The organism is Vibrio sp. FF145 (assembly GCF_041439075.1).
GTDB classification, from domain to species: domain Bacteria; phylum Pseudomonadota; class Gammaproteobacteria; order Enterobacterales; family Vibrionaceae; genus Vibrio; species Vibrio tasmaniensis_A.
The window spans coordinates 36,958-51,948 of record NZ_JBGONH010000027.1 but is presented as its reverse complement, the minus strand read 5'-3'; the positions used below and the strand labels follow the sequence as shown (position 1 = coordinate 51,948).

Genomic DNA, 14,991 nt, shown 5'->3' with positions numbered 1-14,991 from the left:
CACGACATTTTGCTTCTTCTAAAAAGCGAACATAAAAAAGCCCCAACCTAAGTTGGGGCTTCTATCTATCTATCTATCTATCTATAATTACAGCTTAAAACGGCTGATTTCATTTTCTAGTTCATTAGACAGTTCAGAAAGCTGAGCAGCTTGTTCTGCAGCTTGGTGCGCTTCACCTGCTAGCTCGTTAGATACGTCACGGATTCCTTCAGTGTTACGAGTAATCTCAGACGTTACTGACGCTTGCTCTTCTGCAGCAGAAGCGATTTGAGTCGCCATATCACTGATACGTTCAACAGCAGCATGAATTTGCGTTAAGCTAGCGGCCGCTGAGTTTGAGTCATCAACACTGGTTTCAGCAAGCGTTCGGCTATCGTTCATGATACTTACCGCTTTGCCCGTTGTACCTTGCAGTAATTCAATCGTTTGTTGAATTTCTTGAGTTGAACCGTGTGTACGTTGGCTCAAAACTCTCACTTCATCAGCAACAACCGCAAAACCGCGACCTTGTTCGCCAGCACGGGCAGCTTCAATCGCTGCGTTAAGTGCAAGTAAGTTAGTTTGTTCAGCAATGCCTTGGATATTGGACAAGATAGCGTTGATGCTATTGCCGTGCTCTTCAAGCTCAAGAATCACGTTCGTTGCAACTTGAACTTCTTGTGCAAGGTTTTGGATTGAGCTTTGAGTCTGTGTAACTTGACCCGTACCGTGCTCACACGCGCCAACAGCTTCAGATGAATTCTGTGCAGTTTGATCAGCATTACCCGCAATCTCTTGTGTTGCTGCAGCCATTTCGTTCACGGCTGTTGCTACCATATTGATTTCGTCTTGTTGCATCTGAATGCGAGCACTACGCTCTTCAGCTTGAGAAGCCGTTTGACGTGCTTGGTTACCTAGCGCAGCAGATACTTCGCTTAGCTTGATCACCATGGTGTGCATGTTGCCTACAAAACGGTTGAAGTTTTCAGCAAGCTTACCAATTTCGTCATCGCTCTTAGGCTCAAGACGTTGTGTAAGGTCGCCCTCACCTGAAGCAATTTCTTCAAGTGCCGCTGAAACACGGTTCAAATCACGGAATAGGAAGCTCACTAACCAGGACACTAATACGATTACGATTAACGTAATAATGACCGCCGTTGTGATCAACTGAGTAAGTAGTGTTGAGTGATTCGCTTCTTCTGTTGCTTTGTCCATCTGAACTGCAAAAATCCAGTTCGTATTAGGCACATTAGTGAAGTAAAGAAGCTTCTCAGCACCGCGCTCTTTGATGATCTCGATGCTACCCGTACGCACTGCGTTTTCGATGATAGGCATAGAAATGTCGTTTGAAAGCTGGCTTACAGGCTTAAGGCTCAGTGCTGAGTCTGGGTGTGCTAGGAATGTGCCGTCAGAGGCATCAATGAGCATTGCGTAAGCGTTGTCACCAACATCTAAGCTGATAACATCGTTGACTAGTTGATCAATAAGTACATCCGCACCAACAACACCAACAAGCTTACCGTTATGACGAACAGGTTCAGCAATCGTAACTAGAAGCGCTTGGGTAATCGCATCTTGATAAGCGGTTGTAATAATTTGCTTACCGGCTGCGTTTGCTTCCTGGTACCAAGGGCGTTGACGAGGATCGTAACCGGCGCGATTACGTTCAGGATGTGAACGGTACATTCCGCCTTCTGGAGTACCTAAAAAGATATCGTCAAAGCCACCCGCTACACGAGCTTGCTTAAGGAAAGGAACAACATCATCCTCTCGTGAAAAGTCATTAAATGCTGATGCGATATCGGTGCGGATATCAATCCAGTTTTTAATACCTTCAGATGCTGCTTCTGATACGCTTTCAGCTCGCAGGTATACGCCGTTACGAGTCTGTTCAAATAATTGGTTTGCTGATAACCAAGTTAACGCTGTTGCCATAACGACAACAGCAGATAGGCTAGCACCTATTAACTTCTGCTTAAGTGTTAGTTTCATGTCAAAGTTTCACGAGTAGTGGATAATCTAGCGAATACTACCCAATTTAAGCAAACGATTCGAGCTATTTCACAGTTTTACATCACATTATATTTGCAATAAAACCAAAAACTTAGCTTTCGCCAATTACTTGGCTTTTCGCCAAATTCAAGGCGCCATTTCAACGACGATTTCTACGATATATACAGTTTTACAGGCTGTAAAATGGATAAAAAAAGGCAGGAGAGTTTCCTCTTCTGCCTTTTGTTTTACTTTGTATTCGACATCAAAAAGATGAAAAATCGAATAGTAGGTAGTCTATCTTTTCTCTGTTCGCATACCCATTAGTAGGCTCACACACATCAACAATAGAATGATGGTGAATGGCAATGCTGTTGAGATTGCACCCGCTTGCAGAGCTTGAACGGCTTCAGTACCGCCAACCCACAATAGAGCTACTGCAATCGCACCTTCAAGGAACGCCCAGAATACGCGTTGAGGCACTGGCGTATCAACTTTACCACCAGCGGTAATACTGTCGATGACTAAAGAGCCCGAGTCAGACGATGTAATAAAGAATACGAGAACCAATACAACCGCAATGATTGAAAGCAGAGTACCAAACGGCAATACATCAAACATTTGGAACATTGCCAGTGATACATCAGTTAAGCCATTTTGACCTAGGGTACCAACCTTATTCACGATTTGATCAATTGCCATACCACCGAACACTGACATCCAAATGATAGTCACTGTCGTTGGAACAATCAGTACCGCTGTAATGAACTCACGAACAGTACGACCTTTAGAAACACGCGCGATAAACATACCGACAAATGGAGACCATGAGATCCACCAGGCCCAGTAGAATACAGTCCAACCATGTAACCAAGCTTCATCTTCACGACCGTGAGGGTTGCTCAACGGAATGATGTTCTCGATGTATGCCATCAATGTTGTAGGGATTGAACCTAGAGTCACTGCGTAGCCGATTAGAGCTACTAGGATAAGCAGTAGGAAAGCAACCAACATGTTGATGTTACTGATAACTTTAACGCCACCATCAATACCACGAAGTACGGATACGACCGCTAGCAAAGTTACTACGGTAATAACAATGACTTGTAACCCTAAGCCTGCCTCAATGCCGAATACATGCTGAATACCACTTGCGGCTTGCTGCGCACCAAGGCCAAGCGATGTCGCCAAACCAAACAGGGTTGCAAGTACAGCAAGAATATCAACGATGTGACCAGCCCAGCCCCACGCTCTATCACCTAAAATTGGGTAGAAGATAGAACGAATTGAAAGCGGTAATCCCTTGTTGTAAGAGAAGAAAGCCAGTGAAAGCGCCACAACACCATAAATAGCCCAAGGGTGAAGCCCCCAGTGATACATGGTTGCACCGAGTGCTAGTTTTGCAGCTTCTGGTGTATTTGCCTCTACGCCAAGTGGCGTTTCATACCAACCTGTGTAGTAAGCCGCAGGTTCTGCGACACTCCAGAACATCAAGCCAATACCCATACCTGCAGCAAACAGCATCGATAACCAAGACATGAATGAGTAATCTGCCGTTGCATCAACACCACCAAGGCGGATTTTACCAAACGGAGAAACAATCAAGCCCAAGCAAAAAATAACGAAAATATTACCGGACCAAATGAACAACCAATCAAATGAATTGATAATTTGCCATTTAACACCATCCAATGCTGACTTTGCTGAAGCGGTATCTGTAAGCAGCACACCGATCAAGAACAAAGTGATGAGTCCCGCACTGATACCAAACACTGGGTTATGAACGTCAAAACCCCATTTTTGGACGTTATCTTGACCAACAGTGTAATCCGTACTGTCGATACTGTATTTATCTATACCTTTAGTCATTATTCCTCTCTACGGAATACTTATAAGGTCTGTTGACCTCATATCCCTTACTTTCCTGTGACTGAATCACAAACTCGAACATACGATCCAAGTAGTACAAGCTGTTGTCACAATAATTCAAATACTTGGATGTCTGAAGTTTAGCAGGTTAACTTATTGTTTTCAGTAAACTAGAATCAGTTCGATGGATTTTCAAACAAAATATAGATAATCACTTATGTTTACGGCGAAAAAAAGGCCGACTAAGTCGGCCTCTATTTGAAAAAATACTTTTAGCTCAAAGCACTTTGCTGCTTAACCAATTGATTCTCTGTACGTAAACCAAGAAACAAACTTAGGCACATAAGCAATAATATGAAGGCAAATGGTAGTGCCATTGAGACTGTTCCAGCTTGTAATGCCTGAATAGATTCAGTACCACCAACCCACAGTAGAACCGCCGCAATCGCGCCGCCCATCAATGCCCAAAATACACGCTGTGGAACAGGTGCATCGACTTTTCCGCCAGAAGTAATGCTATCAATAACCAATGAACCTGAGTCTGATGAAGTGATGAAGAACACCATAATCAAACCAATCGATACCACTGAAAGCACTGAGCTCATTGGTAACGCATCATAAGTGTGGAATAGAGAAAGTGTAATATCTTGCAGACCATTTATACCAATCTCACCCACTTTATTCGCCACCTGGTCAATCGCAATACCACCGAAAATAGCCATCCAAATGATAATGACAGACGTCGGGATAAATAAGACTGCAACGATAAATTCACGAATTGTACGACCTTTAGAGATACGAGCGATAAACATACCAACGAATGGTGACCAAGACATCCACCAAGCCCAGTAGAATACCGTCCAGCCCTGCATCCAAGTTTCATCATCACGACCATGAGGATTACTTAAAGGAATAAAGTTTTCGATATAGCCCATCAATGCCGTTGGAATGGCTTTAATACCCGCCATGCCACCAGCGATGGTTACAAAGATTAGCAAGCCCAAAGCAACCAACATGTTGACGTTACTTAGAACCTTTACACCGCCGTTAATCCCGCGAACCACTGACATTGTTGCTAAGAAAGTGACCACTGCGATAACAATCAGCTGCATGCCAATACCACCATCGGTACCAAACACATGGTTAATACCACTGGTAGCTTGTTGTGCGCCTAAGCCAAGTGATGTTGCAAGGCCAAAAAGCGTTGCAAGTACAGCCACGATATCAACGATATGACCAAACCAACCCCAAGTTCTGTCGCCTAAGATAGGGTAGAAAATAGAACGGATTGAAAGCGGTAAGCCTTTATTGAAGGTGAAAAAAGCGAGGGCTAGAGCAACAACGGCGTAAATAGCCCAGCCGTGAAGACCCCAGTTGTAGATAGTTGCGCCGAGCGCCAACTTAGCCGCTTCAGGAGAATAAGCTTCAACACCAAGTGGCGTTTCATACCAGCCTGTGAAGTAAGCCACTGGCTCTGCAACACCCCAGAACATCAAACCAATACCCATTCCCGCGGCGAATAACATCGACATCCAAGATAGGTTGGAGTGCTCTGCTTTGGCATCATTGCCACCAATACGTATCTTGCCATACGGGGAGACAATGAGGGCAAAACAGAAAATAACAAAGATGTTGGCTGCCCACATGAAGAAACCATCGAAGTTACCGATGACTTTCCATTTAATTCCATCAAGTGCTGATTTTGCGGTTTCAGGGTCTGCGACTAAAAGTGCGACTAGGAAGAGAATAATCGCTCCAGCGCTGATTCCAAAGACTGGGTTATGAACATCAAAACCCCATTTCTGAACGTTATCTTGTCCTACTGTATAATCGGTATTTTCAATACTATACCTATCTTTTACAGGCTCCATGCTTCCTCTCTAATTTGTAGCGCACAGTTTGCAACATTGCATTCGGCGCTTAAATTTCGAAAAGAAGAATATCAACCTGTCGCAAAAATACTAAAAAAACCTCCAAAAAGTAGGCATAAATGGCAAAGTTAGTAATTCAATTACACTTTTCATGTAATTTAGCGTAAGATCAGTCCACAAGCCCCAAATTGATAGCATACTTAGCCAACTCTGCAGTTGAGTGAATATCAAGCTTATGCTTAATGTTTTGTCTGTGTGTTTCTACCGTTCGGTAACTGATATTTAACCCCTTCGCGATCTCTTTACTGCTCTCCCCTTTTGCCACCAATTTCAACACCGCTTCTTCACGTCTGCTCAATGGATTCTTGACAGATTGAGTCGGAGTAATCGGTTGAGTAAACAAATTCTGCGTCACTTTTTCACAGAAATAGGTCGAGCCTTGATTGACCGTTTTGATCGCCTGCACCATTTTTTCAGCGGAAATCTCTTTCAACATATAGCCGACTGCGCCCGACTGCATCACCTTCATGATGTATTCACGGTTGTTATGCATAGTCAGCATCAGCACCTTCGCATCAGGGTCTTCTTCTTTAATCAGGTGGGTTGCATCAATGCCATTCATAATAGGCATGCTAATATCCATTAGCACCACATCGGGACGTAAAGACTTAACAACCTCTACCGCTTCTAAACCATTACTGGCGGTACCTATCACACAAATATCTGGCTCGAGTTCCAATCTCGCCATAAAGCCATCCAGTACCACTTGGTGATCGTCAGCGATCACAACTCGAATAACTTCACTCATTCATTAATCCCTCTAGTGTCAGTAACACTGTAATTTCCGTTCCGAGGCCAATCTCACTCATCAGTTCAAAATCACCACCGATGAACTCCACTCGCTCTCTCATATTACGCAGACCAATCCCTCGTTTTTCCATCGCTTTATAAGTGTTGAAACCGACACCGTCGTCTTGGATCAGCAGTTGCAATACATTGCCAATTTGCTGCGCGATAACCGTCACTTTGGTCGCTTGTGCGTGCTTTTCTATGTTGTTCAAAGATTCTTGCACGACTCGATACAAGGTCGTTGCGGCTTCTGATTTCAGCTTTCCCGGCTGCGTATTAAACAAGGTTTCCACTTCAATGCTCGAGTGCGCCTGAAAATCCAACAACAACGAAGACAATGCCGCTTCTAAGCCGATATCATCCAGTGAACTTGGTCGAAGTTGATGGGAGATGTGCCTCACCTCTTCAATCGCTCGCATCAGTGAATGCTGAGACTTATTCAAGTGCGCCTTGAGATCTTCATTTTGTAACTTATTACCAAGCAGTTCTAAATGGCAACGACTTGATACTAATAATTGATTAATACCGTCATGTAGCTCTCGCGCTAAATGCTTCTTCTCGTCTTCTTGAAACATCACCGTTTTATGGGCGAGCTCTTTCAAATTATTATCCGCGATTCGATGCTCGTGCATGTTGATGGCTAAGGTCAACACGATGATCACCGCCACGGTTACGCTTAAAATGACCACAATGGAAAAGAACGTGGTTTCAATATTTTTGTTGATCGCGGCCTGCATCGAAGCCACTTCTTGATGCACGTCTTCAATATATAAACCCGTGCCAATCATCCAATCCCAACGTTCTAGCCAAGCGGCATAGCTCAGCTTAGACACCACTTCTCCGGTTGACGGCTTTTGCCAAAGGTATTGGTGAAATCCTCCTCCGGTTTGCGCTTCCTTCAACAGCGCTTCGATTAGGAAGTCGCCATCTTCATCTTGCAGTTGAAGTAGGTTTTGCCCAATCAACTCTGGCTGGATTGGATGAACTAAATTGGTTCCGTGGCGATCATACGCAAAGAAGTAACCGTCAGAGCCATACCTAAGTTTAGACAATATGGTTCGAACTTCTCTTTTGGCTTGGGCTTCTTGGATATCGGGATCGTTGTAGATATGTTCGATGGCATCAAATGCGAGATCGACAGTGTCTTTGAGGGCGTTTTCACGCGACTTGATTAAGCTGTCTCTGAAGATCTCGATCTCTTTCGCACCCAACGTCTTAGTTTGATGCAACGAGATCCAACTAATGCTCGCCGTTACTAGCAGCAACGGGAGTAGCGTCAGCAAAATCAGCTTAGCTTTTAGAGGCATTCCTTTCCCTCACAAAAAACGGCTTACTGAACATCAATAAGCCGTTTTACTTTATCAATTTATAGATAGCCGTTGAAACATATCATTCACATTCTAGGCTTCACTCACATTCCATAGAAAGATGGGAAAGCGAGAAGTGATCCAAGTACGAGGATTTGAATCAGAATGAACGGCATCACGCCTCGGTAGATGTCCTTTGTGGTGACGCCTTTCGGTGCTACCCCTTTCAAATAGAACAAACTGAAACCAAATGGCGGTGTTAAGAATGAGGTTTGCAGGTTCATTGCAATAAGGATAGCAAACCAAGTCATGTTGATACCCATCAATTCAGCCACTGGCGCAATGATTGGGACGATGATGAAACAGATCTCTACGAAGTCGATGAAGAAACCCAGAATCAAAATAACCAACATGGTGATGATCAAGAAGCCCCACTTCTCACCTGGCAGCTGCAACATCCACTCTTCAACCAGATAATCACCACCGGTATAAGTAAACGCCATCGAGAATGCCGTAGCACCAAGTAGGATAGCAAAAACCATCGCGGTCACTTTAACTGTCTCTTTCGACGCAGCAAACACCATCGACCAACTAAATTGACCGTATAACAGTGCAAGAACCAATGCACCTGCACCACCTAACGCTGCCGATTCAGTTGGCGTTGCTACACCAGCAAAGATAGAGCCCAATACAACAATGATCAGCGCTAAAGGCGGAAGAATCGCTTTAAGCGCATTAAACACTTCTTGCTTACGGCTAATGGAGTCATCACGCTCAATAGGTTGAGCCGATTCAGGGTTGAGCTTTGCGTATATCAAGATATAAACAATGTAAGCACCCACTAGCATGACGCCCGGCCAAATCGCCGCTTGGAACAAATCCCCAACCGGTACACCCAATACATCACCCAATAAAATCAAGACGATGGATGGCGGAATGATTTGCCCTAACGTGCCAGAAGCACAGATGGTGCCGCAGGCTAAGCCTTTGTCGTAGTTATACTTGAGCATAACAGGCAGAGAGATAAGCCCCATTGCCACTACTGAAGCACCCACTACACCCGTTGATGCGGCAAGTAGTGAGCCCACCAGCACGGTCGAGATAGCAATACCACCTCGAACACCACCAAACAATCGACCCATTGACTCAAGTAACTGCTCAGCAAGCTTGGTCTTTTGTAGAACAAGCCCCATGAAAACGAACAATGGAACGGCCATCAGCACCGTATTTTCCATGATCGATTGAATTCGATATGGCATGAAGGCGAACATTTCGATGCCCTCAGCCCAAACACCAAAGATTAACGCGATACCACCAAAGGTAAACGCCACAGGGAAGCCAAGTAAAAGTGCAAACAAGGCTACGAAAAACATTACTATTCCAATCATGTTCAGCCTCTACTTATTCTTTGTATGAGTATTATTTGCATGCGTGTTATTTGCATGGATAAGGTGCGGATTAAAAATCTTGTTCAACGAGTGCAGGATCAAACCGACTCCGCTGAGTGCCATCAAGAAAAATGACAGTGGAATCATGGCTTTGATGATCCATCGATATGGCAGGCCACCCGGGTCACCTGAGGTTTCGCCGAGGTTATAACTCTCTTTGGCAACATCAATACCAAACCAAGCAACCAGCAAACAGAAAGGCATCAGAAAGATCAGTGTGCCTAGCAGGTCAATAATGGCTTGCGCTTTAAAGCTCAATTGTTCGTAGAACACATCAACTCGAACGTGGCCACCTGCCTTGATGGCATAAGGGACACCTAATAGAAAAACGGCTGAGAAAAGGTGCCATTCCATCTCTTGGAAGGCGATTGAGACATCATTGAAGGCATATCTCATGACAACGTCATACACAACGTTAGCGATAAGTAGAATAAACAACATACTGGAAAGCCATCCCAGTGCATCACCGATACGATTAAACAGGCGTTCAATATAAATTAGACTTCGCATTCCCGACTCCATGGAATTTGAAAAGACATCGCGTATTAGAGTTAGTGCAGCTAAAACAAGTAGCGCTAACTAGATGCACGACGTAGAAAGGGTTCTTGGGCGTATTACAGGGTTTATCCTGCTTAGGGCGTGTTAACCTTTCGTGGTTAAATTTTGTTCGAGATAAAAGCGTTTTAATCGCGGCGAGGGGGGAGTAGCCTAGTCATTCTAAGCAAATCCCCCTCAACAAAGAGTAAAACGCTTTTAGCCGAACCCTTCGGGCAGCGTTTGCTGGCCATTTCTACTACGTTATCGACTTCTCATGGAGGCTAGCTACACATCAAATCCTCTGCCTTGTATAAATACCCAGCAACTCGCTGCAAAAATCAGCTCGAAAGGTCAACACGCCCTAGTTATTATGGTTAAAATGAACCCGCCGCTTAGTCACTCTTAGTTACCTAACAAGAATAGCTTTGGGTTCATTTAGCTTCAGTTCAAAAACTGTCGATTATTTCGCTTGGCTATTTAAATAAGCTCTATGTGAAATATCTGTCCATGAACGTACTTGCTCTAGGTAGCTTGCTTGTGAAGCTTGAATCTCTTTTGCCAATGCATCTTTCTCAGCGTGCTTAGCAAGTAGGCGATCGTTCGCTTCTTTCAGTGCAGACATAACCTCTGGTGGGAAATCTTTAACTTGTACGTCTGGGTATTCTGTTTTCATTGAAACCCAGTTCTTTCCACTTTCGTGCGTTGCTTGTGTGTACATGTCGTAAGCCGCTGTACGCATTGCAACACGCAAGATTTCTTGTAGGTCTTCAGGAAGCTTGTTCCATGTACGCTTGTTCACTAGGAATTGAAGCTCTGAACCCGGCTCATGCCAACCTGTGTAGTAGTAAGGCGCGATCTTGTGGAAGCCCATACGCAGATCAAGTGATGGGCCTACCCACTCTAGTGCATCGATTGTGCGACGCTCTAGAGACGTGTAAAGCTCACCTGGGGCAATATTAGTAGGTTTAGCGCCTAGCTCCGCTAGAATCTCACCAGCAAAGCCAGGGATACGCATTTTCAGACCTTGTAGGTCTTCCACACTGTTGATCTCTTTTTGAAACCAACCGCCCATCTGGATATCTGTATTACCACCTGGGAACGACATCAAATTATGTGGAGAGTAAACCTGCTCCATCAACTCCATACCACCACCGTGATAGAACCACGCATATTGTTCAGCTGGCGTCATACCGAAAGGCATAGAAGTGAAGTAAAGCGTGTTTGGAACTTTACCTTTCCAGTAGTAAGAGCCTGAGTGCCCCATGTCGTATTGACCAGACTTAACCATGTCAAAAACGCCAAGCGGTGCTTTGTGCTTGTTCGCAGAATCGATTCTGATTTGCAGTCGACCGTTCGACATTTTCTCAGCCATCGCAGCCATGTTCTTCGTCGCGTCACCGAATACAGGGAAGTTTGGTCCCCATGTTTCAGCAAGCTTCAAGCGATAAACCTTATCAGCAGCAGTTGCACCAGTAGCGACCAAAGCTAAACAAGCCGCTGCAGTAACTGCAACGTTTTTAAAAACTCGTGTGAGGGAGTTAGAAATGAGACTCATATTCACGTCCTTTGTTGGGTTAACACTCTTTCTATGAGCATTTTTTATGATTCAACATAAGAGTGCACCGTGATGTAGCAACAAGATATCAGGGAGAGCACGCACGACGGACTCACATAAACTGCGTATTAGACCAAAGGATTACGTAGAACTACGTAGGAGATAATTTAGCGATGTCGATTTTAAAGGCTCTGGGAGATTCATTAGGGTAATTAGTATTGATAAATACCTAAGTAGTTATAGTGAAACTGCATTAACAATTGATTTCCATTTCGTGAGGAAGCTCTATTCTCGCCACACATCGAATACGCACTTAAATGCATTTATCCATATAAATCAAAGTTTCAGAGAATTAGACGTCCTACTTTGGTACCTACTGATTCGAAACATGGGACACGCGAAAGACTGGTGAATAACGGAAGGGGCCTGCCGATTGGGAAAAGGCTTCTGGGGCTAGGTTCGAATATGAGTATGGGTCGAGTTTAGGATTGAGATTAACATGATCCGCCAGATACAAAAAAGCCTCGATAATCGAGGCTTAAAAACTTTAACGAAACGAATGTCATCCCGCGGGATTACATAGCTTTGTAGATAACCTTGTTACCTGCAAGTTGCTCTTTCGCTACTAGGTTTTCTTCAAGAAGTTTTTTCAATGCGCCTGTTGCCCATGAAGCTGCTTTCGCGTCTTCTTGACCAGCTGCTAGGCCGATACCTTTAGGGTTAATGCCTTCAGCATTGCTAACAACGATGTCTAGAACTTGTTGTTGCTTAGGAGTCAGTGCTACTGCAACTTCTTTAGTTGCTGCTACTGCTTTCTCTACCGCTGGTTTTGCTGCTACAGTTTTTTCTGCTACAACTTTCTCTGCGACAGGCTTCGCTTTTTTCGGCGTTGCCACTGCTTTAACTACAGCCGCTTTAGTGCGTTTCTGCAGTTTAGCCTGCACCTTACGCTTATGAGCAAGTCTCATTGAATATTTCTCCAGTTCACTGCTCTTTTCGCAGTGGTGAAAATTTGAAGCGCGATTTATACCAAAAAAACGGAGCTATTTGTAGAGTGAAGCGTCGAAAGTCGACGAAAAATACCGATATTGTCTACTAGCGTCTATTATTTAATCATCGACTTATCAATTCAGGGTCATATACACTGGTTATCCATCCAGACAAAAATATGAAAATTTGGTGTTGCCTATGGACACTCGTCACCTTACAAATTTCTCTTTGCCTTCATTCAAACGTTCGTATCGTATTCTCGCCATCATTTTAGGCTTCGTTTGCTTGATCGTTGCGCTCTACAGCGACAACCCAAAGTTACTGATCGTGGGTGCTTTTTGCATTATTGCCCTACTAAGAACTGGCTATTATTTAATGTTGCGCAGCAGAGTGATGTTCACCCTCACACCGACTCATTTTCAGCAGCATTTTTATAAAGGCGGGTGGGTTTTAAAATGGAATAACATCCAAAAGATTGGGCTTTGTACCTATGAGAAAGATGGATGGCACCAACCTCTTCCTTGGATTGGTATCAAGGTTAAAGATTACTCGCCCTACCTCGATTCGATTTGCCCTAAAATCACTTGTGAATTACTGCTCAGCCAGCGAGCACTTTTGTACTTGGGAGCGAAGCAAGCGGGTAAAGAATCGAACTTTGAAGATATGGTTTTAGACTCATCGCACTACCACACTCGTTGTACCGAAAACGGGTGTGTGGAATTAAGCCAATATAAAGAATCAAAGAATACCGACGAAGTGAGTTTCAGCACTCAACAAACGCAAATGGATGCGGATTCATCCGATAAAGCAAATAATCACAACGCGGTGATTAAAGATTATTCAGGATTACAGGCGATGCTTGCCAACAGGATGAAATATCAAAGAGGCTTCCACGGGTATGACATTTTCATATCAACTCATGATTTGAATATCAGTGGGGAGGAGTTTGTTGGACTGGCTCGACGCTACTTGGCGGCAGCCGAACGTCTTTCTGATTAAAATTAAACAGGTTTAAAAGTAAAACCGCACGCAATAAAAAAGCTTAGCTTCCGTAACAAAAGCTAAGCTTCATTTTCAATCGTTCTTATATTAAATCAAAGATTTAATTAATAAAGAGGCATCTCGTCGGCAACGAATGGATTTGATGCGCGTTCACGACCAAATGTAGACTCTGGACCATGGCCCGGTACAAATGTCACGTCACTGCCTAGCGGCCAAAGTTTAGTCTTGATTGAAGCAATTAGCGTGTTGAAGTCGCCTTGCGGGAAATCCGTGCGACCAATAGCACCGTTAAATAAAACATCACCAACAAACGCCATACGCGCTTGCTCACTGAATAGCACGACGTGACCCGGAGTATGACCCGGCGTGTGAATCACATCGATAACTTGGTTACCAAAAGTCACTTTGTCGCCCTCTTCTAACCAAGTGTTTGGTTCAAAAGCTTTACACAGTGGGAAGCCGAACATCTGGCTTTGATTCTCTAGACCTTGAAGCCAAAAGTTATCGGCTTTATGTGGGCCAACAATGTTCACGTTCAAGATTTCAGCAAGCGGTACTGTTCCGCCCACATGGTCTAGGTGACCGTGAGTCAATACCAAATTCACCACTTTAACACCTAACTCTTCGATGATAGCAGCCAGTTGCTGAACATCACCGCCCGGATCGACAACAATGCCTTCCATTGTCTCATCACACCACACAATTGAGCAGTTTTGAGAGAACGAGGTAACAGGGACAACTTGATACTTAAGAGACATATACAAACCTTAGAGGGCAAACTGAAATTTGGGCAAACTATGACATTGGATGTCTACTTTGACAAGTACCTAGCATTCGCTCGTAAATTCAGCTTAACGCTACCAACTGCGGGCTGGACCTGTATCAATATGGATAAAGTTGCTACGCGCATAATAACCGACACCACCCGCATTCAAGCTTTTAGCAACGTCTCTTAATTCTTTTAGGTTAACGCCATCAATACGGAAATCGATCGCTTTACCTAACATGTGGTAGCTCTTCTTGGCTACGCCACTCGACTTTGAGCGCAGTGCTTCATTGGTCGCTGGAGAACGGTAACCAGAGATGATTTGAACTTCTTTTTGAATACCCAGTACATTTTGAATCTGAGTGATCTGATCAAACAGGTTCTTATCCATTGGATGAATCTCATTACGACGGAAATCACGGCACAGTTTGCTTAGACGAGCCATTTCATCACCAACATAGTTAGTACCATCGAAATAACAGGTCTCTAATCGTTCACCTGTGTGAAGATTGTTCATGCTAATCGTTCTTGGTTGATCAGGGTATGAAGCAAAAGCGATAGAAGGAGTAATTGAGGCGGCAACAGCAGTACCACCAGCGTAAGTCAGAAACTGACGGCGTGAAAATAAACTTTGAGACATACAGCAAAAAAACCAATTAGATCGAACGAAAAATGCACGATACATAATGGAAATTGCTGCGTCAACGTACAAAAACCGCCCAAAAGGTTAGTAATTGTAACCTTTGTACGGTTAGTTATTGATCCACATTATAATTTTATCAATAGAAGCTTGGTTGTCATTTTTTGGTCAAGATCACCCTTATTG

Annotated in this window: 12 protein-coding genes; 1 reads left to right on the top strand and 11 read right to left on the bottom strand. The window is 44.0% G+C overall.

The window, feature by feature from the left end; genetic code table 11:
• Positions 1-87: 87 nt before the first annotated feature.
• The 9 genes from ACED42_RS11850 to ACED42_RS11810 all read right to left on the bottom strand — a co-directional run bounded on the left by ACED42_RS11850 (position 88) and on the right by ACED42_RS11810 (position 12,375).
• The gene (locus tag ACED42_RS11850; protein WP_017101414.1) at positions 88-1,971 is read right to left on the bottom strand and encodes a methyl-accepting chemotaxis protein; all 1,884 of its coding nucleotides are present in this window, start codon (positions 1,969-1,971) and stop codon (positions 88-90) included.
• Positions 1,972-2,268: 297 nt separating this feature from the next.
• Positions 2,269-3,840 (bottom strand): BCCT family transporter, encoded by a 1,572-nt coding sequence (locus ACED42_RS11845; RefSeq protein ID WP_009847132.1) that lies wholly within the window; start codon positions 3,838-3,840, stop codon positions 2,269-2,271.
• Positions 3,841-4,112: 272 nt separating this feature from the next.
• Positions 4,113-5,711, bottom strand: coding sequence for a BCCT family transporter (locus tag ACED42_RS11840; protein WP_371702671.1), 1,599 nt, complete (start codon positions 5,709-5,711; stop codon positions 4,113-4,115).
• A gap of 169 nt (positions 5,712-5,880) precedes the next feature.
• Positions 5,881-6,519, bottom strand: a complete 639-nt coding sequence (locus ACED42_RS11835; protein ID WP_017110950.1) for a response regulator transcription factor — start codon at positions 6,517-6,519, stop codon at positions 5,881-5,883.
• Positions 6,512-7,867, bottom strand: a complete 1,356-nt coding sequence (locus ACED42_RS11830; RefSeq protein WP_371702669.1) for a cache domain-containing protein — start codon at positions 7,865-7,867, stop codon at positions 6,512-6,514. The genes ACED42_RS11835 and ACED42_RS11830 overlap by 8 nt, the downstream gene beginning before the upstream one ends.
• Positions 7,868-7,971: 104 nt before the next feature.
• Positions 7,972-9,255, bottom strand: a complete 1,284-nt coding sequence (locus tag ACED42_RS11825) for a TRAP transporter large permease subunit (RefSeq protein WP_017078694.1) — start codon at positions 9,253-9,255, stop codon at positions 7,972-7,974.
• Between the two features lie 9 nt (positions 9,256-9,264).
• Positions 9,265-9,837: a TRAP transporter small permease subunit gene (locus ACED42_RS11820; protein WP_050395127.1), complete on the bottom strand. Its 573-nt coding sequence runs from the start codon at positions 9,835-9,837 to the stop codon at positions 9,265-9,267.
• Positions 9,838-10,312: 475 nt separating this feature from the next.
• Positions 10,313-11,407: a TRAP transporter substrate-binding protein gene (locus tag ACED42_RS11815; RefSeq protein WP_009847138.1), complete on the bottom strand. Its 1,095-nt coding sequence runs from the start codon at positions 11,405-11,407 to the stop codon at positions 10,313-10,315.
• A 575-nt stretch (positions 11,408-11,982) separates the two neighbouring features.
• The gene (locus tag ACED42_RS11810; protein WP_012604302.1) at positions 11,983-12,375 is read right to left on the bottom strand and encodes a hypothetical protein; all 393 of its coding nucleotides are present in this window, start codon (positions 12,373-12,375) and stop codon (positions 11,983-11,985) included.
• A gap of 220 nt (positions 12,376-12,595) precedes the next feature.
• Here ACED42_RS11810 and ACED42_RS11805 point away from each other — a divergent pair, with 220 nt between their 5' ends.
• Positions 12,596-13,396: a DUF2982 domain-containing protein gene (locus ACED42_RS11805; RefSeq protein WP_371702666.1), complete on the top strand. Its 801-nt coding sequence runs from the start codon at positions 12,596-12,598 to the stop codon at positions 13,394-13,396.
• 107 nt (positions 13,397-13,503) lie between these two features.
• Here ACED42_RS11805 and ACED42_RS11800 read toward each other — a convergent pair whose 3' ends face one another.
• Together ACED42_RS11800 and ACED42_RS11795 are read right to left on the bottom strand one after the other, a co-directional pair.
• Positions 13,504-14,157, bottom strand: coding sequence for an MBL fold metallo-hydrolase (locus ACED42_RS11800; RefSeq protein WP_004733386.1), 654 nt, complete (start codon positions 14,155-14,157; stop codon positions 13,504-13,506).
• A 99-nt stretch (positions 14,158-14,256) separates the two neighbouring features.
• Positions 14,257-14,805: a DUF882 domain-containing protein gene (locus ACED42_RS11795; protein WP_371702664.1), complete on the bottom strand. Its 549-nt coding sequence runs from the start codon at positions 14,803-14,805 to the stop codon at positions 14,257-14,259.
• Between the last annotated feature and the right edge of the window lie 186 nt (positions 14,806-14,991).